Genomic DNA, 18,873 nt, shown 5'->3' with positions numbered 1-18,873 from the left:
CACCGTCCCGGCGGGTCGCGCCACTTCGTCACGATATTTCCCGGACTGTCAAGGAAATTCACATGACAGCCTAGGTTCAGGGCGAGCTGTCTCCGGGCCTCGATCCAGACGGCCTCCTTCGTCAACATATCAGGAGGCTACCCCGTCTTGGGCGGAAGGCCGGACCTTTCGGGCATCCATGGCCGCCATCAGGGAGCGGATCCGGATCTTTACCGCGCCCAAGTTGTTGATGTCATCGATTTTGAGCTGGGTGTAAAGCTTTCCGCCTTCCTCCAGAATGGAGCGCATCTCATCGGTGGTGATGGCGTCGGTACCGCAGCCGAAGGAGACCAGCTGCACCACCTGCATATCCGGCTGGGTGCAGACGTACCGAGCGGCGTTATACATACGGCTCTGGAAGGTCCACTGGTTGAGCACCTTGCGGGGGGCATAGTCCTCCAGATAGGAGAGGGCGTCCTCCGTAACCACCACAAAGCCGAAAGAGGTGATGAGGTCGTTGATGCCGTGGTTGATCTCCGGATCGATGTGATAGGGGCGGCCGCAGAGCACCACGATGTTCTTCTCATGTGCCCGGGCGTACTCGATGTACGCCATGCCCGTCTGGCGCACATCCTGAACATAGGCGTCATAGGCGCTGTAAGCGGCGGCCACGGCCCGCTCCGTCTCTTGCCTGGGGATGCCGAACTCCTCCTGCATCATCCGCACCGCGCGCTTCTTAAAGTCCTTGTGCCGCCACAGGCCCACATAGGGATCCAGAAAACGGGTCTCTTTCAGGGCGGGGACATTGGCGGCCAGAAGCTCGGGATAGTAGGCCACCACCGGACAGTTGAAATGGTTGTCGCCGATGCCCTCGTCATTGTTGTAGGACATGCAGGGATACCAAATGGCGTCCACCCCGGCTTCTACCAGGGCCTCCACATGGCCGTGGAGGAGCTTGGCGGGGTAGCAAACCGTGTCGGAGGGGATGGTGTGCTGCCCCTTGAGGTACAGCTTTCGGGAGGACTCGGGAGAGAGGACCACATTGAAATTAAGGCGGGTGAAGAACTCATACCAGAAGGGGAGGTTCTCATACATGTTGAGCCCGAAGGGAATCCCGATCCGGCCCCGGGAGCCGTCCCCGGTCCCGATGCCCTCCATAGCGCGGAGCTTTTTATATTTATAGTGCATCAGGTCGGGCTGCTCCACCCTCTCCTGCCCAAGGGGGCGGGAGCAGCGGTTGCCAGAGATGAAGCGGCGGCCGCCGTCGAAGGAGTTGACCGTGAGGGAGCAGTGGTTGGTGCACAGGTTGCAGGTGACGGGTCTGGCGGTATGGGTGAAGGACGCCAGCGCCTGCTCGCTGAGCAGGGCGCTCCGCTCCAGGTGGAGATCCCGGGCGGCCAGAGCGGCGCCGAAAGCGCCCATCAGTCCGGCGATGGTGGGGCGCGTCACGTTTCGGCCCAGCTCCTGCTCAAAAGCGCGCAGTACGGCGTCGTTGAGGAAGGTGCCCCCCTGGACCACGATGTGCCGGCCCAGGTTGTCGGCAGAGGCGGCCCGAATGACCTTGTAGACGGCGTTTTTCACGATGGAGATGGAGAGACCGGCCGAGATATCCTCCACGCTGGCCCCGTCCTTCTGGGCCTGCTTGACCGAAGAGTTCATAAACACGGTGCAGCGGGAGCCCAGATTCACCGGATGGGGCGCGAAGAGCCCCAGCTTGGCGAAATCGGCGATGTCGTACCCCAGAGCCTTGGCGAAGGTCTCGATAAAAGAGCCGCATCCGGAGGAGCAGGCCTCATTGAGCATGATGGAGTCCACGGCCCGATTGCGAATCTTGAAGCACTTCATATCCTGGCCGCCAATGTCGATGATGAAGTCGACGTCCGGATTGAAATGGGCGGCGGCGTTGTAGTGCGCCACCGTCTCCACCAGCCCTAGGTCACAGCCGAAGGCGTTTTTGATGAGATCCTCGCCATAGCCGGTGACGGCCGCGCCCTTGATCCGAATGCGCGTTCCGCAGAGGCGGTAAATGGCCCTGAGCTGCTCCAGCACGATGGCCACAGGGTTGCCCTGATTGGAGTGATAATAGGTGTAGAGCAGTCCGCCGTCTGGGGAGATGAGGGCCATCTTGGTGGTGGTGGAGCCGGCGTCGATGCCCAGCCAGGCGTCCCCGCTGTAGGCGGCGGTGTCCACCTCGGGGGGATGGTTGGCATTGTGCCGGGCCAGGAAGGCGTCGTACTCCGCCTGACTGGTAAAGAGGGGGGGCATGGTGTCTACCAGCCCCACGTTGTCCACACTCTCTTCCAGAAGTGTCAGCGCCTCGTCAAAGGGGCGCTCGGGGTAGTCGGAGGAGCACAGGGCCGCGCCCATGGCGGCGAAGCAGTCGCCGTCCTCCGGGAAGACGGCATGCTCGCCGTCCAGATGCAGGGTCTCCACGAACCGCTCCCGCAGACCGTAGAGGAAGTGGAGGGGACCGCCCAGAAAGACGATCTTTCCCTTGAGCTCCCGGCCCTGGGTGAGCCCGGCCACGGTCTGGTCCACCACGGCCTGAAAGATAGAGGCGGCCACGTCCTCCTTCCGCCCGCCCTGGTTGAGGATGGGCTGAATGTCGCTTTTGGCGAATACGCCGCAGCGGGAGGCGATGGGGTAGATTTTCTCGTGCTTGAGAGAGAGGCGGTCCAGCTCGTCGATGGAGACGTTCATCAGGGTGGCCATCTGGTCGATGAAAGCGCCGGTGCCGCCGGCGCAGGAGCCATTCATACGCTCCTCCAGCGCACCGCCGAAAAAGATGATCTTGGCGTCTTCGCCGCCCAGCTCGATGACGGCGTCGGTGCCCGGTATGTAGGTGTTGACGGCGGCCGCAGTGGCGTAGACCTCCTGCACAAAGTCGATGCCGGCGGCCTTGGCCACGCCCAGTCCGGCGGACCCGGTGATGACCAGGCGCACGTCCTTGCCCGTCAATTGATCCTGAATGGTATGGAGGGTCTCGCAGGCCCGTTCCCGGGCCTTGGAGTAATGCCGCTCGTAAGAGCGGAAAAGAAGCTGGTTCTGCTCATCCAGCACCACAACCTTTACAGTGGTGGAGCCGATGTCGATGCCAATGCGAAGGCTCATAGGTTCACCTCATATGCGCCGGATAGGGTTTGGAAATTCCGGTGGTTCATTTTATTCGTGCCCTACATAATATAACAATTTGGCCGTTTTTACAACCCTAAACCTGTAAACAAAATACAGAAAATCCTAGTGAAATTCCATGATATTTCTGGTGGCTATGTGGCCTTGCACATTAAAGGAAGAGCGTCCTTTTAGAAAATTTTAATGATTTCTGACAGTGGAAATTAAGGCGTGGCTGGTAAAATGGCAATGTCAAAAGGACAGCGCCGCGTCCGACACGTGCGGAAGGACGCGGAATTGCTGAAAAGGCGGCGGAAAGGACAAGAAACGTCATGACGAGAGAGGACTATCTCAAAGAGCTGCGCCTGCGTCTGTCACATCGGATGACGATGCCGGAGCTGGAACGGATGATGGGTTACTATGGGGCGTATTTTGAGGAGGCCGGTCCTCAGAGAGAGGCGGAGATCATCCGGGAGCTGGGAACACCGGAAGAGCTGGTGCGGCGCATCACGGAAGGGCGGATAGAGAAGGCGCTGGAATGCCCGGATGCTGGTTCTGGGGGACGGAAAAGCAGTGCCGGAGCGCTCTGGGGCGTGATCCTGGCGGTCTGCGCAGCGCCCATCGCCATTTCTCTGGCGGTGGGATTGACGGCCCTGACGGTTGCGTTGGGGCTGGTGGCGCTGTGCGCTGCGGTGGGCGCAGGCGCCGCAGGAGTGGGCTGTATTGCGATGGGTGCGGTGGCGGTTTGGGCCGGATTTGCGGCTCTGCTGGGACATGGGATCGCCACCACCATGTACTTTGTAGGGGGCGGAATGCTGACGGCAGGCATCGGACTCCTGCTGCTGGGCGGCGTGGTATTTCTGGTGGGAGCGGCGCTGCGGGGCGCGGCCGGGCTGCTGGAGCGTGTCCTGCGGAGAGGGGAGGCACGGGCATGAGGAGGCTGGGGAGAGCCGTCGCGGGACTGGGAATCTTGCTTCTTCTGGCGGGAGCCGCCATGTCCTTTGCGGGATGGCGCATGGGCGGGGAGAGTTGGCTGGAGATAGAGGCCGCCGGACACATCGTCTCCATGACGCCATTCGGTATCCGCAGCTGGAATGAGAAGGGGCGGCGGGGAGCGGAGAGTGCGGAAGAAAGACGGGACGTATCCTCCTCGGAGCCGGGGGAAGTTGACACGCTGGAAGTGGAGCTCGGCACTGGAGATGTGACGGCAGAGCAGGAGACGGACTTTGTCGTGGACCTGCCCCGGGAACTCCGCATGGTCTGTCCGGAGTATCCGGATAAAGACAGGGGGTTCTATGCGGGAGAGCTCAGCTACGACTTTTCTGTGGAGGCGCCCACTGCCGTGCGGATTGAGGTGGAGCATATCTCCGGCTCCCTGACTTTGGGCATACGGAGGCGGAGCGGCTTCGGCTGGGCCTATGAGAGCCGGACATTCGAAACAGAGAGCGACAGTGTGGAGCTGGAACCGGGCCAATACCGGGCGGTATTTACGGCCGCCGCCTTTCAGGGGAGCTGCCATATGACGGGAGAGTCGGTGTGACAGAGAATATCGATCCGCCGAGGGCGGTGAAGGGACAGAGGAATAGAAAACGTCTGAGCCGCCTGGAGTATTTCCAGGCGGCTCAGACGTTGAAACGGTCGCATGACGGATCAGCCCCTCCGGTAAGTGCGGGTGATTTCGCGCAGGCGGCTGGAGACGTCGGAGTTGAGAGCCGCTGAACGGACCCTCCAGGACCAGTTTTTCGGTCCCATGGTACCGGGGGCGTTGATCCTGGCGTCGGCGCCCAGCCCCAGCACGTCCTGAAGAGGCGCCACCGCCAGACGGCAGGGGGACATCCACGCGCCGCAGAGGGCCCCCCATCCAAAGCCCTCGTCGGCCCGAAGCCGCAGGTAGCGGGAGGCGAACTCCCGTTCCGCCGGAGCCGCCTCATCAAAGAGCCACTGGACAAAGGTGGGGGTATCGTGGGTGCCGGTGTAGATCACGGCGTCCCGGGGGCAGTTGTGGGGGAGGTAGGCGCTCTCGCCCACAGGGTCAAAGGCGTAGACCAGGATCTTCATGCCCGGGAGGCCGGAGCGGGCGATAAATTCCCGGGTGCTTTCATCCAGATCGCCCAGGTCCTCGGCGATGAGCTCCAGCTTTGGGACTTCGGCGGAGAGATAGTTCAGCAGGGCCTGCCCGGGGCCTGGTTCCCAGTGGCCCTCCAAAGCATGTTCCGCTCCGGCGGGGATGGACCAATAGGTGTGGAAACCGCGGAAGTGATCAATGCGGACCATATCATAAAGGAGCGCGGCGTTTTTCATCCGCTCCCCCCACCACAGAAAGAGCGCCTCCCGATGTCCGGCCCAGTCATAGAGGGGATTTCCCCAGTGCTGCCCCACCTCGGAAAAGGCGTCCGGCGGTACGCCCGCAACCGCGGAGGGCAGAAAGTCTTCGTCCAGCTGGAAGAGCTCGGGGCGGGCCCACACTTGGGCGGAGTCGGCAGAGACGTAGATGGGCAGATCCCCCAGGATAGAGATATCCCTGTCGTTGGCATAGGCCTTGAGGGAGCGCCACTGCCGGAAAAAGTGGTACTGAAGGAAGATTTGAAAGTCGATCTCATCGGCCAGGTCTCGGCGGCAGCGGTTCAGCGCGTCGGGCTCTCTGCGCCGGATTACATCCGGCCACTGATCCAGAGGCTGGCCGAGATGGTCATGGAGCGCGCAGAAGAGGGCGTGGTCAGGGAGCCAGTCCGATTGGGACTCCAGGAAAGCGGTGCGGGACGCTCTGTCGCTGTCGCGGGTCCAAGCCCGGCGGAGAAGGGGCAGGCGGGTGGCGTGGAGCCATGCGTAGTCCACGTGGTCCGGATCGGGGCAGCGAGCGGCGGAGAGCTCCTCCCGGGTAAGCAGCCCCAGCGCCGCAAGGTCCTCCAGATCCAGAAACCAAGGGTTTCCGGCAAAGGCGGAGGGCGACATATAGGGGGAATCGCCGCTCCCCGTGGGAACAAGGGGAAGAATCTGCCACACGTGCTGATGGGCGTCGGCGAGAAAGTCGATGAAACGCCGGGCTTCCCCACCCAATGAGCCGATGCCGTAAGCGCCGGGGAGAGAGAAGATCGGAAGTAGAATACCGCTGGAACGTCCCTTCATGCAGGTGCCTCCCTTTTGTCTGGTAAGGCCATTATACGAGTTTTTACCATCCTTTACAATCCCGACCGGCGAGGAAAATAAAGGCGGGTGCCGGTGCTTGCGGCTGGCACGGAGCTGTGGTAAAATCACAGGGAATGGCAAAGGGAGGGGAACGCCGTGGCACAGTACGTGGAGGTAGTGGCATATCGCCCCGAGTGGAGGGCGGTCTATGAGAAAGAACGGGAGAGGATCGCAGCGATTCTGGGCCGGAATCTGCTGGAGATCCATATATTTGAGAGGGGGAACCGGCGGGACATTATCCGGCACTTGGCGGTCCGGGATTATCTGTGGGCCCACAGCGGCGAACAGGAGGCCTATGGTGCGCTGGAGCAGCGCGCGCTGGACTGGTATCATGCATGCCAGGCCGTATAGCACCGGAAAGAAACACGGGCGGCCGGACCATTGGTCCGGCCGCCCGTGTTTCTGCGGAAGGGATGATCACTGGCTCAGGGCATCTTTGATGGAGTCAAAAATGGCGTCCTGACCCTCGCTCATCACAAGGAGAATGGTGCCGTCCTCCAGGGTCTCCACCTTGGCGGCGTTGGCGATGTCGTATTGGTCCGCAAGATACTGCTCAAAGTTCTGCTTCTGCTGGTCCACAAAGCCCTGCACGCCCTCCAGAACCTCGTCGCTCTTCCCCTCGGCGGGCAGGATGGCGGCGATGCCATAGGCTTTTATGTTCATGGGGGAGACGGCCACCGCATAGGCAGTGGTATTATCGTCCGTGATGCCTAGCATGGGCAGGATCATGTCCGCCATGGAATTGCTGGAGGAGGTGATGACAGGCACAGCCTCATTCATCTCTTGGTCCCGGGCGGCCTCGATGGCGCTCTGATAGGCCTCGGTATACGCTTCGGGGGTCTTGGCGGGGGCATCGCTCTCCTGCGGCTTCTGGCCGGAGCAGCCCGCCAGGGCGGCGATAAGCATCAGGGAGGCAAGGGACAGTGTTGCAATTCGTTTCATGGGTGTTGATTCTCCTCTAGTTCGAATAAAGATGGGGTACACTCTTCTTGGACGGCGACAGCGGAAATTTGTTCCCCGGGGAGCGGAATTATTTTTAAATCTTTTTCTTCGGCCTCCACCACGGCGCGGTCGCCGGCGCGCAGCGCGCCGGTGAGCAGCAGCTCGGCGGCAGGGTCTTCTACCTGGGAACGGATGGTCCGGCGCAGGGGGCGGGCACCGTACGAGGGGTCGAAGCCCAGCTCGGCCAGAAGGTCCAGGGCGGGCGGGCTGATCTCCAGCGAGACCCCCAGCCGCTCCATCCGCTCCCCCACGGCAGCGAGCATCCGTTGGGCGATCTCCCGAATTTCTGGACGGGTGAGCTGGCGGAATACGATGGTGTCGTCCACGCGATTCAAAAACTCGGGGCGAAAGACTGTCTTGAGGTCATCCAGAACGGCGGCGCGGAGCTCTTCGACCGGGCGGGTCTCCCCTTGGGAAGAGGCCCGGGCGGAAAATCCCAAACGGCTTCCTTGGGAGGTGATGCGCTTGGCGCCCACGTTGGAGGTCATGACCACTACAGTGTTGCGGAAGTCCACCCGGCGGCCCTGCGCATCGGTGAGGACGCCGTCCTCCATGATTTGCAGGAGGATGCCCCATACGTCCTGGTGGGCCTTCTCGATCTCATCAAAGAGAACGACGGAGTAAGGGCGGCGGCGCACCTTTTCCGTCAGTTGTCCCCCCTCCTCGTGGCCCACATAGCCGGGGGGAGAGCCGATGAGCCGGGAGACGGTGTGCTGCTCCATATATTCGGACATATCAAAGCGCAGCAGGGCCTCCACCGTGCCGAAGAGTGCGGCGGCCAGAGCCTTGCAGAGCTCTGTCTTGCCTACGCCGGTGGGGCCCAGAAACAGGAAGGCTCCGGTCGGACGCCCCGGGTCCTTCAGCCCCACGCGGCCCCGGCGAACGGCGCGTGCCACCGCGCCAACGGCCTCGTCCTGCCCCACAAGGCGCCGATGGAGCTCCTGCTCCAACAGCAGAAGCCGGTCGGATTCCGCCTGGGTCAGCGTGGTCACCGGGATGCCGGTACAGTCGGAGACCACGGCGGCCACATCCTCCGCAGTCACGGCGCGTGCGGCGTGACCCAAGTGCCAGCTCCGGCGCTGGGCCGAGAGCTCCAGCCGGAAGTCCCGCTCCGCGTCCCGCAGCATGGCGGCCTTTTCAAAGTCCTGGCCCCGAATGGCCTCCTCCTTTTCCAGGGCCGCCCGGTTGGCCTTCTCCTCCAGGCTGCGGAGGGCGGGGGGAGTGTCCAACTGGCACATGCGCACCCGCGAGGCGGCTTCGTCGATGAGGTCGATGGCCTTATCCGGAAGGAAACGGTCCGTCAGATAGCGGCAGGAGAGTGTGACGGCAGCCTCCAGGGCCTCGTCCGCAATGCTCAGGCGATGGTGGGCCTCATATCGGTCCCGCAGGCCCCGGAGGATCGCAAGCGCTGTGGGGCGGTCCGGTTCCTTGACCATGACCTGCTGGAAGCGGCGTTCCAGGGCGGCGTCCTTTTCGATATATTTCCGGTATTCGTCCAGCGTGGTGGCGCCCACCACCTGAATGTCACCGCGGCCCAGGGCGGGCTTGATGATGTTGGCGGCGTCGATGGCGCCCTCGGCGCTGCCCGCGCCCACAATGGTATGCAGCTCATCCAGAAAGAGGATCACGTCCCCGGCCTTGCGTACCTCGGCGAGGACGTTTTTCACCCGCTCCTCAAATTCTCCCCGGTACTTGGTGCCCGCCACCATGGCGGAGAGATCCAGGGCGATGAGCCGTTTGCCACGCAGGTCGTCCGGCACCTCGCCGGAGACAATGCGCCTGGCGAGCCCTTCCGCCACGGCGGTCTTGCCGACGCCGGGTTCGCCGATGAGGGCCGGGTTGTTTTTCTGTCGTCGGGATAAAATTTGGATGACCCGGCGGATTTCCGGGTCTCGCCCGATGACCGGGTCCAGCGCCCCCGTAGCGGCCTGGCGGGTCAAATCTTTTGAAAATTGATCCAGCAATTTTGTCTCTCCACGTTCCATATAGTCCCGTTCCGGTCTGGTACGGCCCGCTCCTGCACTCCGGGGAGGGGGAAGCGGACCGCCGCCCAAGGCGTTCAGGGTATCTGTGTAAAGCCGGTTGAGCTCTGCACCGCTTCCAGTCAGGACCCGGATGGCTACTCCGTCCCCCTCCCTGAGCATGCCCAACAGGAGGTGTTCCGTGCCCACCCGGCGGCTCCCCATGCGGGAGGCCTCGGCGGCGGCCAGCTCCACCACCCGGCGGCAGCGGGGAGTCAGCCCTTGGGACGGCATGGACGCCGGCGCGCCGGAGCCGACCAGGCGGATGATGGATTCCCGCGCAGTGCCTACGTCCAGGCCGGCACCCCGGAGCACGCGGCAGGCCACGCCCTGTCCCTCCAGCAGCATGCCCAGCAGAAGGTGTTCAGAGCCCACATAGCCGTGCCCAAGCTGAGCCGCTGACTCGTGGGCCAGTCTCAGGGCCGCTTGGGCGCGCTGGGTAAATTGGTTTTCGCTGATGGGGAATCGCCTCCGTCCTTGGTGGTTTGCTGCGGCGGAGGGATCCGCCGCGTGTGGGCACGGCTGTGGGCCGCCCCCTCCAGTTCCGGGGCCAGAGCCCCGGCGATCTCGGCGTCAAAGCGCCGCCTATCGTCTCGCATGAATGCTCACCTCGCTTTCCGCGTCATGCTATTTTATCCACTCAGGGGAAATATACCCACATCAAAGAAAAAATAGGACGGGAATTTTGCAGAATGGGCATTGCAATTTTAAAAAACTGTGTTAGAATAGGTATACATTGAATTTGGAGGTGTTTCCAATGGCCTATGTGATTAGTGACGCTTGTGTCAGCTGCGGTTCCTGTGCTGATGCCTGCCCCATGGGTGCCATTTCCCAGGGCGATTCTCAGTACGTCATCGACGCCAACACTTGCATCGATTGCGGTTCCTGCGCCGATACCTGCCCCACCGGAGCCATCTCCCAGGGCTGATTCGGACAATCGCATACATACGCAACAAAAACAGCGGCGCCCGTCGGGCGCCGCTGTTTTTTCCGGAGCAGGGGATATCCCGCTTCCCGGCGGGAAAGGACTGGGCCGGGGCCTTACAGGCCCCCGATAAAGGTGGCGACGAGGCCGATGAGGCAGGACGTCAAAATGGGGGTAATAACGGTGAGGACAAACATAGGTCGATAACCCACCCTGGGAGGGAGCTTGGCCATAGCCAGCTCGTTGAGCACCGTGCCGTTACAGGGCAGCGAATCCAGGCCGCCGGAGCTGATACAGGCGATTCGGTGGACCGCTTCCGGGTTCAGATTCAGGACGTTGAGGAAACGGTCGCTCAGGGAATCCAGCGCGATACTCAGTCCGCCGCTGGAGGAGCCGGTTACTCCGGCGGCCAGATTGACCGCGATGATGACTTGGAAATAGCCCAGGCTGTCGGGGATCATGGCCAGGGCGTCGAGGATGACCTGGTAGCCCGATGTAGAGGCCACCACGGATCCGAACCCCACGACCAGGGCTACGGTGCAGGCGGAGGTGATGGCCTGGACGGCGCCGCGCTGGGCCGTGGCCACTTTGGCGTGCAGACGGTTCCAGAAGAGGATGTAAGCCGCGAGGATGGCGACGAAAGAAGCGATATAGACGGGCAGACCCACCAGGTTGAGAAGGATGATGAGGAGGATGGAGGGGGCCAGCGCCAGGAAAATATTCATTTCCTTAAAGTTATCTGAGGCGCCCGCCTCGCTGAGAAGGTCCACTTGGGCGATTTCGGTGCCCGTGGGCAAAAAATGCTCGTCATCGCGGCGCACGTTGCGCAGCTCCCAAGAGAAATAGAGATGGCCCAAGAGGATGGCGATGATCATGGCCAGAAGGGAGAGGCCGGGGGCGGCCATGGCGGTGGTGCTCAGGTAGTTGCTGGCAATGTTGTTGTTGACAGAGGGGGAACCGGGGGCCATGGTCAGAGCCAGCGCAGAGACGCCCAGAGAGCCGACCCCATAGAGACGCCAGGGAATGTCCATTTTTTCAAAAAGCTCCTTGGCGATGGCGATCACCGTGAAGAACGCGACAAAAACGCTGATCCCGCCATAACTGAGCACAAAAGACAGGATGGGGATGCACCAGATGGCGGCGATCTTCTCATGTCCTTTGAACTTTGTAGCCAGACTGCTGAGTTTCAGGTTGTAGCCAGACTGCTGAGTTTCAGGCCGATGGACCGGGCGGCGCCGCTGTCCGTCATGACACAGCCGAAAATGGCGCCGGTGAACAGGGTGAAGAAATAGCTGCCAATCCAGTTCCCGAGGCCGTTGAGGTAGGTGGTCCCCATGCCCATGGCCAGGTCAAGACCGCTGGTCAGGCAGACGAAGATGCCGCATAGAGGGGCGACCAGGATGATCGGCGTGCCGCGGTAGCCAAAATACATCATGGCGGCAAGTGCGATCAGAATGCACACTAAGCTTATGATTTCCATATAAGACGAGCCCTCCTCAGTTCCCGCAAGATGGGGATATCAAGACTTTTTCTTCTTATCCATGATTTTTACGGTATTGGTGCCGTCCAGGACCACCACGCCGTCCTGGCGGGTGACGGTAAGCTTCAGGATCAGATCATGCTTTTCTTCCACCTTCTCCATCACCTCGATGGTGGCGGTCAGGGTATCGCCGAGCCGGGCTGGAGCAGGGAAGGTAAAGCTCTGCCCCATATTGATGGAGGCGCTGCCGCACAGGGGGGCGGCCACAGCTCCGATCAGGCTTGCCACAAACATCCCCTGGACCAGTCTGGTGCCGAAGAAGGACTTTTTGGCGTACTCCGCATCCAAGTGGATGGGGTTAAAATCGCCGGTCAGCCCGGAAAATAGGACGACGTCCGCCTCTGTTATCGTTTTTGACTGGGAGGCCGTGTCTCCCACATGGAAGCTGTCGAACGGTTTGAATTCAATCGGCATGCCCGTTTACTCCTTTGTCATGTGCGCCTTGAGCCCACCCCAGGTCTCAAAAAAGATCTCGGCAGGCATCGGTTTGATCTCATCGCTTAGAAGTGGGGTGAACTCCATCTGGTCCAGGATGTCGCGCTGAAGATCGATGCCCGGCGCGATTTCCGTCAGCATCAGCCCCTGAGGCGTGAGTTTGAAGACCGCCCGTTCGGTGACATAGGTGATGTCCTTGCCCTGATCCAGTGCGACCTCTGCACTGAAAGAGATCTGGGCGATCTGACGAATGAACTTTTTCTTTGTGCCGTCCCGGATGATGTGCAGTTCTCCATTTCCAAGCTGATATTCCGGCTTTCCGGCGGTGAAGGAGCTGATGAACACCACGTGCTTTGCCCCGCCGGCGATGTTCATAAAGCCGCCGACGCCGATGCCAAGCCCCTCCTTCTTGCTGGAGTTCAGATCTCCGTTGGGCCCCACTTCCAGGAAGCCCAGGCAGCCGGCATCCAGGCTGCCGCCGTCATACATGTCAAAGATACCGGCCGTTTCTATCATGGCCTCGCCGTTCCAGCAGCAGCCGAAATCGTTCCCCACGGTGGGGACGCCGCCGATGTTGCCGGCCTCCGTGCTGAGTGTGAATAGGGCGGAACAGCCCTCTTCGCTGGCCACGGCGCTGATGTACTCCGGCGTGCCGATCCCAAGATTGACGATATAACCTTCGCGGAGCTCCATCGCCGCGCGGCGGGCCATCACTTTTTTTACATCGAATTTCACAGGCGGGATGCTCTCCAGCGGAACCTTGTAGTCCCCGGCAAACACGGGATTGAACTGAGAGGCCGCGGTCTGCCAGTGGTATTCAGGCTGCGCCACATATACATAGTCCACCAGAACGCCAGGCACCTCCACCAGGCGGGGATGCAGCGTGCCGGATTTGACAATGCGCTCTACCTGGCAGATCACGATGCCACCGGTGGCTCTGGCGGCCTCCGCCGCGGCCAACTGGCCCAATTTGTAGCCCTCCTTGGTCATGGCGATATTGCCCCGCTCGTCGGCCACGGTGCCGCGGATCAATGTAACGTCGATCTTTTTGGGCGCCTTGTACAGCAGCCATTCTTCGCCGCGCAGGGTCACAAGGTCGATGAGATCCTCTGTAGCGGCCGCGTTCATTCGACCGCCCCCATAACGGGGGTCCATAAAGGTTTTCAAGCCGATCTTGGTGACGACGCCGGGAGTCTTGGCCGCAATGGCGTGCAGCATAGCCACACAGACCCCTTGGGGCCAATTGTAGATGGCGGCCTTGTTGTCGCGGCAAAATTCGGTCATGACTTTGCCGCAGCCGTTGATATGGCCGCCCACGCCTTTGGCGAGAAGACCTTCGTGGCAGATATGACTCAGCCCTTTGGTGGCCATATCGCCTACCGAAGCCTGCCAGTAGAGCGCGAGATCCCGCGGGTGGTCACAGTCCAAAAACGAACGCTCGATCTGTAAAAAGGCCTCCTCGGCGTAGCCGCCCAAGGTGATGCCGGTGAGCAGTACGCTGGCTCCGTCGGGGATCAGACGGCCCACTTGGGATGAAGGTATGATTTTCATGGATAGTTTCCTCCTGATGAATGCAGATGATGGGCAGGACCGTCAACGCTGATTTTGGAAGCGGGGTTCTCTACGCTCCAGAAAGGCGTGCATCCCCTCCACCTGGTCGCTGTTGGAGAATGTGAGGGCGAAAAGCTGCCGCTCGAAAAGCTTGCCGCATCCCACGCCGAAATTCTGTCCGGTGACGATGGCGCATTTGGCCTGGGCCAGGGCATAGGCAGGCTTTTTGCACAGCTCCGCGGCCAGGGCCAGCGCTGTGTCCAGTGTCGCTTCATTTTCCACCACCTTGGTGACCAGGCCGCAGGTCAGCGCCTCGTCGGCGCGGAGCTGGCGGCCCAAAAGCACCATTTCCCGGGCCACCGCCGGTCCGGCCAGAAGGGCCAGGCGCTGTGTGCCGCCGGCGCCGGGCAGGATGCCCAGTCCCACCTCCGGCTGCCCAAATACGGCACTTTTCCCGGCCACGCGGAAATCGCAGGCCATGGCCAGCTCGCAGCCGCCGCCCAGCGCCATGCCGTTTACCGCGGCGATGACGGGCAGGCCGATACTTTCAATGAGTTCATTGATCTGCTGCCCCTGTTCGGCGGTCCGAGCCGCCGTCATCGGCGTGGCATCGGCCATCTGCTTGACGTCCGCGCCCGCTGCAAATACCTTGGGGCCGCCGGTCAGGACGATGGCGCGCACCGCGGGATCTCCGTCGGCGCGCCGGATGGCCGATTCCAGTTCCGTGTTGAGGGCGCCGCACAGGGCGTTCCATGCTTTGGGACGGTTCAGCGTGACGATAGCAGTCTGATCGCTGACGGTATAGAGAAGGTGTTCGTATTCCATCGTACAGCCTTCCTCAGTGGGCAAGACAGCCGGAAATGACCATATGCTGGATCTGATTGGTGCCTTCAAAGATGGACCACAGCTTGGCATCTCGCATCAGCTTTTCCACCGGATACTCACGGCTGTAGCCATACCCGCCCAGCACTTGTACGGCGCTGGTGGTGACCCGCATGGCCATTTCGCTCAGGAAGGTCTTGGTCACGGAGCCCAGCTTTGTGTCGAATATGCCTTTGTCCACCATCTGCGCGCACTGCCACAGTAGCGCCCGGGCGGTGGTGACATCGATCTCCATGTCGGCCAGCAGGAACTGTACGCCCTGGTGACCGATGATGGGTCTCCCGAAAGTCTTGCGCTGCTTGGCATAGGCAACGGCCTCGTCCAGGGCCCGCTGGGCAATGCCAAGGGCGCCGTAAGAGTTCACGCCGCGGCTGCGGTCCAGGCACTTCATGGCCAGACCGAAGCCCTTGCCCTCCGCGCCCACCAGGTTTTTGGCCGGGATGCGGACGTCCTCGAAGATCACGTCGGACGTACACGACAGGCGCATGCCCATCTTGTCCTCATCCTTGCCCACGGAGACGCCGGGGCGGTCCCGCTCCACGATAAAACAGCTGATGCCCTTGGTGCCAAGGCTGGGATCTACTGTGGCAAAAACGCTGTAGACATTGGCCACAGGGCCGCTGGTAATAAAGCATTTTCTGCCGTTGAGGATATAGTCGTCCCCGTCGCGGACCGCCGTGGTGCGGGTGGCGGCGGCATCCGAGCCAGCGTTTGGTTCCGTCAGGGCAAAGGCGCCCAGACCGCCCTGGAGGATAAAATCCATGTAGTACTTTTTCTGCTCCTCGGTTCCGGCCACCAGGATGGGCTCAATGCCGAATTCTCCCGTGCTGGCGCTGCAAATGAATCCGGCATCCACCTTTGCAAACTCTTCATAGACCAGCACCATGTCCATGGCGCCCAGCCCCTGCCCGCCATAAGCCTCCGGCAGGAACATGCTGTTGAAGCCGACCTCACAGAATTTGCGGAATACCTCCATGGGAAATTCGCCCTTCCGGTCACATTCCTTGACGACCGGGGCCAGCTCCTTGGCGGCAAAGTCACGGGCAAAGGCTTGGAGGTCCAACTGTTCACCGGTCAGAATGTGCTGATGAAACTGTTCCATACAATCATAACGCTCCCTTCTGTTTTGAGTGGAATGGATCCACCCTTATCATCAAGCAAGGGAGATGCCAACTTTAAAAAGCCTGATATGGCGGGAAACAGAAAGCAAAACGCAGCAAATATGCAACAGTATTCCTGTTGCATATTTGCTGCGTCTCATTATTGCGACAGAGAGGTATTCGAGGGCGGCGGCGCCGCGCTGCAGAGATCCGGGCCGGGGATCACGGCAATTTCCAGCGGGAGGTAGTCAAAATTCTTTCTCCGCCAGCTTGCGGTAGAGCTGCGTCCTGTGCACGCCCAGCAGGCGCGCCGCCTGCGTCATATTTCCTCCGCAGGTCTGGATTGCCCTTTGGATATAGGTTCGTTCAAAATCTCTGACCACCTCACGGAGGGGGAGGATATGCTCCTCTTCCGATCCCAACGCCTCCTGACTGCACTCTGGGCCGGGGCTCTGATCGGGCTCTCCGGGCTTTGGCGCGGTGATCACCGTGCGCTCGATCAGATTGCGCAGTTCCCGGATGTTGCCGGGCCAGTGATAGGCAAGCAGCTTCTCTTGAAATTGAGGGGAGAGGCGCAGGCTCCTCTCATATTTCCGGTTAAACTGCTGGAGAAAAAAGGAGGCCAGGGGGAGAATGTCCTCACGGCGGTTCCGAAGCGGGGGAATATGGACGGGGAGCACGTTGAGGCGGTAGAAGAGGTCCTCCCGAAATTTGTGCTGCGCCACAAGCTGACGCAGGTCCCGATTGGTCGCGGCGATGACGCGCACATCCGAATATGACAAGCGGCTCCCGCCGACCCGCTTGATCTCGCCAGTCTCCAGGAAACGCAGCAGCTTGGGCTGTACGTGCAGGGGCAGCTCGCCGATCTCATCCAGAAATACGGTGCCGTGGTCGGCTACCTCGAGCATCCCCATCCGTCCCTTGGAGTCGGCCCCGGTAAAAGCGCCCTTTTCGTAGCCGAAGAGTTCCGCCTCCACCAACTCGGAGGGAATGGCACTGCAATTGATGGGAAGAAAGGCGTCGCCGGCCCTTCGGCTGTTTTCATAAATGTAGGTGGCGCAGATTTCTTTTCCGGTGCCGCTTTCGCCGGTGAGCAGCACCGTGCCGTCACTGTCCGCGATGCACTTGCATATGGACAGCACACGGCACATTTCAGGACTGGCCGCCACGACGCTGCAGTGTTTGGTCCGGTTTCGGAGATAGCCGGCGATCCCTTCATATTTTTTCTGGCTTTCCCGCCGCTCCTGAATGAATTGATCCAGGACATCTCCGCCTCTGGTGTTGGTCACAACAAAACGGATACGGCCGTCCTCCCCGAAAACGGGATTAGCGGTGGAGAAGAGATAGTGGCCGTGACGGTCCTGCAGCAGACCGTTCACCTTTTTGCGCAGGGTGATGCACTCTCGAATCACCGAACGGTCGTAGTAGCCCCGGGCCACCAGATCGTCCACCCGATAGCCCAGGATGTCCTCCGGTTCAGCGCCCAGGTTTTCCAGCATGGTATGGCCGATGCCGCAGATCACCCCGTTGCCGTTGGTGATCATCACGTTGGAAGAGGCCTCTACCATGGCCTCTTCCAACGGGATGTCACTGAGCAGATTGGAGACAAAAAACTTTTGAAACGTCGCTTTCAAGGATACGCACCGTCCTTTCCCATGGCCTCTGCCGCTTTGACGGGACAAGCCGTCGTCAAGGTCCATTATACTTTATGGACCGGTGGTTCGTCCAGAGATAGAGAAAAGAGGACATTTTTTCGGCAGACCCGGCGGCGTCCGCCGCTGTCATGCTGTGGAACGGGCCTTTTGGAGTCGCTGGTCCGGCCGGTTTTTGTGCGCAGAAGTACAAAATGAACGGAGGACTTGACTATATATGCGGGATTTGCTATAATCCCTTTCGTTCACTCGGAGGGTGAGCCATTCGTTGGAAATGGCGAGCTGGATAAGGTGACAGGCTGGAATGCCTGTTGTCTTGTCCGGCTTTTTGCTTTTTAATAGGGAGTGGAGCCAAAATGAATCTTATGAAAGAAAATGTAAAAATCGTATACTTCAAATACCTGGGGGCGGCGTTTGGAAGCGCGCTGATCAGCTCCATCTACGGCCTGGTGGATATGGCCATGGTGGGATACTATCAGCGCCTATAAATGAGGGTTGAATGTCATTCCCAGTTGTGGTATATTTGGCTCGTGACAAATCGACAAACTGGAATTTGCAGCGATACAATTACACGTTTGTGTTTATATAGATATACTGAACCGAAAGGAGATGTTCATTATGAATAGAAACTATCATCTTATGACGATTGAAACATTAAATTTGGAGGGAGATTATATGCTATAATCCCTCCACAACAAACAGGAGGAATTATGAGTAATATTGAATTAGTGAGAATTGACGAGAATAACTTTATGCAGGCGTTTAACTTAAAATTGGCTAAGGAACAAGAGCAATTTGTTTCAAATCCAATCAGGAGTTTAGCGCAAGCATATGTATATTATAACCAATGTATTCCTTTTGGAATATTCAATGATGATACAATAGTTGGTTATGTGATGGTGATATATGATTATGACCTCACAGAGTATAATATTTGGCATATGATGATTGATATTGCATATCAGCATCAGGGATTTGGAGAACTTGCTTTAAGAAAATGTCTGGATTATATTGCATCCAAACCATTTGGTCAATCTAACAAAGTAGCTTTAACGTGCAATAAAGATAACTCCATTGCACTGCATCTATATTATAAATTTGGTTTTAGGGAAACTGGAAATGAAGATGAGAATGAAATTGAGCTTGCTTTGTTACTATAAATAAAGATTGATAAATTCCAGTTTATCGGGGGGGATTTCATCTTTTGGGTGAAATCCCCCTTGACAAATGTTCTCTTGCTGCCCCTTAATATTTTTTCCACCTATTATTTTCAATCACTGATGAAGCCGGGGGCGTCCTTTCTGGTGTCTGTAGTCCGGGGCCTGGTCTTGAGCGGGCTTCTGATCTATGCGCTGCCCCTGCTTCTTAGTGCAAACGCCATATGGTTGGCCATGCCGATCACCGAGGCAGCCGTGGCCTTTCTGGTCGTATTTCTGATGTGCAGATATACGAGGGACCTGTCCGGAGGGAAGGCGTTGGGTTGACTCTG

The 18,873-nt window shown here is 59.6% G+C and carries 19 protein-coding genes; 7 read left to right on the top strand and 12 right to left on the bottom strand.

Annotated elements, in window-relative coordinates:
* Positions 1 to 129: 129 nt before the first annotated feature.
* On the bottom strand, positions 130 to 3,090 hold the full coding sequence (locus SRB521_RS09610; RefSeq protein WP_116721754.1) for an acyl-CoA dehydratase activase: 2,961 nt from the start codon (positions 3,088 to 3,090) through the stop codon (positions 130 to 132).
* 332 nt (positions 3,091 to 3,422) lie between these two features.
* Between SRB521_RS09610 and SRB521_RS09605 the strand changes: the two genes are divergently transcribed.
* Positions 3,423 to 4,025, top strand: coding sequence for a DUF1700 domain-containing protein (locus SRB521_RS09605; protein WP_116721753.1), 603 nt, complete (start codon positions 3,423 to 3,425; stop codon positions 4,023 to 4,025).
* The gene (locus SRB521_RS09600) at positions 4,022 to 4,630 is read left to right on the top strand and encodes a hypothetical protein (RefSeq protein ID WP_075703699.1); all 609 of its coding nucleotides are present in this window, start codon (positions 4,022 to 4,024) and stop codon (positions 4,628 to 4,630) included. The genes SRB521_RS09605 and SRB521_RS09600 overlap by 4 nt, the downstream gene beginning before the upstream one ends.
* Positions 4,631 to 4,740: 110 nt before the next feature.
* On the opposite strand, the gene malQ is transcribed toward SRB521_RS09600, so the two are convergent.
* Positions 4,741 to 6,216 carry a 4-alpha-glucanotransferase gene (gene malQ / locus SRB521_RS09595; RefSeq protein WP_075703700.1) on the bottom strand — a complete coding sequence of 492 codons (1,476 nt, stop codon included), beginning with the start codon at positions 6,214 to 6,216 and terminating at the stop codon, positions 4,741 to 4,743.
* Between the two features lie 156 nt (positions 6,217 to 6,372).
* Between malQ and SRB521_RS09590 the strand changes: the two genes are divergently transcribed.
* Entirely contained in the window at positions 6,373 to 6,627 is a 255-nt protein-coding gene (locus tag SRB521_RS09590; protein ID WP_075703702.1) for a GrpB family protein, read from the top strand.
* Positions 6,628 to 6,693: 66 nt separating this feature from the next.
* Here SRB521_RS09590 and SRB521_RS09585 read toward each other — a convergent pair whose 3' ends face one another.
* The 3 genes from SRB521_RS09585 to SRB521_RS09575 are packed head-to-tail and all read right to left on the bottom strand — an operon-like array spanning position 6,694 to position 9,898.
* The gene (locus SRB521_RS09585) at positions 6,694 to 7,218 is read right to left on the bottom strand and encodes a DUF4358 domain-containing protein (RefSeq protein WP_116721752.1); all 525 of its coding nucleotides are present in this window, start codon (positions 7,216 to 7,218) and stop codon (positions 6,694 to 6,696) included.
* On the bottom strand, positions 7,215 to 9,758 hold the full coding sequence (locus SRB521_RS09580) for an ATP-dependent Clp protease ATP-binding subunit (protein WP_083630870.1): 2,544 nt from the start codon (positions 9,756 to 9,758) through the stop codon (positions 7,215 to 7,217). The genes SRB521_RS09585 and SRB521_RS09580 overlap by 4 nt, the downstream gene beginning before the upstream one ends.
* The gene (locus SRB521_RS09575; protein ID WP_129868840.1) at positions 9,716 to 9,898 is read right to left on the bottom strand and encodes a hypothetical protein; all 183 of its coding nucleotides are present in this window, start codon (positions 9,896 to 9,898) and stop codon (positions 9,716 to 9,718) included. The genes SRB521_RS09580 and SRB521_RS09575 overlap by 43 nt, the downstream gene beginning before the upstream one ends.
* 158 nt (positions 9,899 to 10,056) lie before the next feature.
* Between SRB521_RS09575 and SRB521_RS09570 the strand changes: the two genes are divergently transcribed.
* Positions 10,057 to 10,227 (top strand): DUF362 domain-containing protein, encoded by a 171-nt coding sequence (locus tag SRB521_RS09570; RefSeq protein WP_033116835.1) that lies wholly within the window; start codon positions 10,057 to 10,059, stop codon positions 10,225 to 10,227.
* 113 nt (positions 10,228 to 10,340) lie between these two features.
* Here the strand turns inward: SRB521_RS09570 and SRB521_RS09565 are convergent, their stop codons facing one another.
* The 7 genes from SRB521_RS09565 to SRB521_RS09535 form a co-directional block, all read right to left on the bottom strand.
* Positions 10,341 to 11,333 carry a GntP family permease gene (locus SRB521_RS09565; RefSeq protein WP_165816288.1) on the bottom strand — a complete coding sequence of 331 codons (993 nt, stop codon included), beginning with the start codon at positions 11,331 to 11,333 and terminating at the stop codon, positions 10,341 to 10,343.
* Positions 11,334 to 11,410: 77 nt separating this feature from the next.
* Positions 11,411 to 11,704 carry a GntT/GntP/DsdX family permease gene (locus SRB521_RS09560; protein ID WP_116721750.1) on the bottom strand — a complete coding sequence of 98 codons (294 nt, stop codon included), beginning with the start codon at positions 11,702 to 11,704 and terminating at the stop codon, positions 11,411 to 11,413.
* 39 nt (positions 11,705 to 11,743) lie between these two features.
* Complete coding sequence (locus SRB521_RS09555; RefSeq protein WP_033116837.1) at positions 11,744 to 12,178, bottom strand: MaoC family dehydratase; 435 nt, start codon at positions 12,176 to 12,178, stop codon at positions 11,744 to 11,746.
* 6 nt (positions 12,179 to 12,184) lie between these two features.
* A complete protein-coding gene (locus SRB521_RS09550) occupies positions 12,185 to 13,750 on the bottom strand; it encodes an acyl CoA:acetate/3-ketoacid CoA transferase (protein WP_116721749.1) in 1,566 nt (521 codons plus the stop codon).
* 42 nt (positions 13,751 to 13,792) lie between these two features.
* On the bottom strand, positions 13,793 to 14,575 hold the full coding sequence (locus tag SRB521_RS09545) for an enoyl-CoA hydratase/isomerase family protein (protein WP_033116839.1): 783 nt from the start codon (positions 14,573 to 14,575) through the stop codon (positions 13,793 to 13,795).
* Between the two features lie 13 nt (positions 14,576 to 14,588).
* The gene (locus SRB521_RS09540) at positions 14,589 to 15,734 is read right to left on the bottom strand and encodes an acyl-CoA dehydrogenase family protein (RefSeq protein WP_116721748.1); all 1,146 of its coding nucleotides are present in this window, start codon (positions 15,732 to 15,734) and stop codon (positions 14,589 to 14,591) included.
* Between the two features lie 246 nt (positions 15,735 to 15,980).
* Positions 15,981 to 17,366, bottom strand: a complete 1,386-nt coding sequence (locus SRB521_RS09535) for a sigma-54 interaction domain-containing protein (protein ID WP_165366617.1) — start codon at positions 17,364 to 17,366, stop codon at positions 15,981 to 15,983.
* 374 nt (positions 17,367 to 17,740) lie between these two features.
* On the opposite strand from SRB521_RS09535, the gene SRB521_RS16705 reads away from it, so the two are divergent.
* The 3 genes from SRB521_RS16705 (at position 17,741) to SRB521_RS09525 (ending at position 18,868) form a co-directional block, all read left to right on the top strand.
* Positions 17,741 to 17,872 (top strand): hypothetical protein, encoded by a 132-nt coding sequence (locus SRB521_RS16705; protein ID WP_257534820.1) that lies wholly within the window; start codon positions 17,741 to 17,743, stop codon positions 17,870 to 17,872.
* Positions 17,873 to 18,094: 222 nt separating this feature from the next.
* Positions 18,095 to 18,544, top strand: coding sequence for a GNAT family N-acetyltransferase (locus SRB521_RS09530; protein WP_116721746.1), 450 nt, complete (start codon positions 18,095 to 18,097; stop codon positions 18,542 to 18,544).
* A gap of 60 nt (positions 18,545 to 18,604) precedes the next feature.
* Complete coding sequence (locus tag SRB521_RS09525) at positions 18,605 to 18,868, top strand: hypothetical protein (RefSeq protein WP_207215968.1); 264 nt, start codon at positions 18,605 to 18,607, stop codon at positions 18,866 to 18,868.
* The last annotated feature ends 5 nt before the right edge of the window (positions 18,869 to 18,873 follow it).

This window comes from Intestinimonas butyriciproducens (assembly GCF_004154955.1).
GTDB lineage: Bacteria > Bacillota > Clostridia > Oscillospirales > Oscillospiraceae > Intestinimonas > Intestinimonas butyriciproducens.
This window is presented reverse-complemented; position numbering and strand designations above follow the sequence as displayed.

Bases quoted from the DNA above. Each gene is read 5' to 3' on its own strand.
- SRB521_RS09570 (WP_033116835.1), top strand. From the start codon at position 10,057: ATGGCCTATGTGATTAGTGACGCTTGTGTCAGCTGCGGTTCCTGTGCT.
- SRB521_RS09555 (WP_033116837.1), bottom strand. From the start codon at position 12,178: ATGCCGATTGAATTCAAACCGTTCGACAGCTTCCATGTGGGAGACACG.
- SRB521_RS09575 (WP_129868840.1), bottom strand. From the start codon at position 9,898: ATGCGAGACGATAGGCGGCGCTTTGACGCCGAGATCGCCGGGGCTCTG.
- SRB521_RS09600 (WP_075703699.1), top strand. From the start codon at position 4,022: ATGAGGAGGCTGGGGAGAGCCGTCGCGGGACTGGGAATCTTGCTTCTT.
- SRB521_RS09540 (WP_116721748.1), bottom strand. From the start codon at position 15,734: ATGGAACAGTTTCATCAGCACATTCTGACCGGTGAACAGTTGGACCTC.
- SRB521_RS09530 (WP_116721746.1), top strand. From the start codon at position 18,095: ATGAGTAATATTGAATTAGTGAGAATTGACGAGAATAACTTTATGCAG.
- SRB521_RS09585 (WP_116721752.1), bottom strand. From the start codon at position 7,218: ATGAAACGAATTGCAACACTGTCCCTTGCCTCCCTGATGCTTATCGCC.
- malQ (WP_075703700.1), bottom strand. From the start codon at position 6,216: ATGAAGGGACGTTCCAGCGGTATTCTACTTCCGATCTTCTCTCTCCCC.
- SRB521_RS16705 (WP_257534820.1), top strand. From the start codon at position 17,741: ATGAATCTTATGAAAGAAAATGTAAAAATCGTATACTTCAAATACCTG.
- SRB521_RS09605 (WP_116721753.1), top strand. From the start codon at position 3,423: ATGACGAGAGAGGACTATCTCAAAGAGCTGCGCCTGCGTCTGTCACAT.
- SRB521_RS09560 (WP_116721750.1), bottom strand. From the start codon at position 11,704: ATGGAAATCATAAGCTTAGTGTGCATTCTGATCGCACTTGCCGCCATG.
- SRB521_RS09550 (WP_116721749.1), bottom strand. From the start codon at position 13,750: ATGAAAATCATACCTTCATCCCAAGTGGGCCGTCTGATCCCCGACGGA.
- SRB521_RS09545 (WP_033116839.1), bottom strand. From the start codon at position 14,575: ATGGAATACGAACACCTTCTCTATACCGTCAGCGATCAGACTGCTATC.
- SRB521_RS09610 (WP_116721754.1), bottom strand. From the start codon at position 3,090: ATGAGCCTTCGCATTGGCATCGACATCGGCTCCACCACTGTAAAGGTT.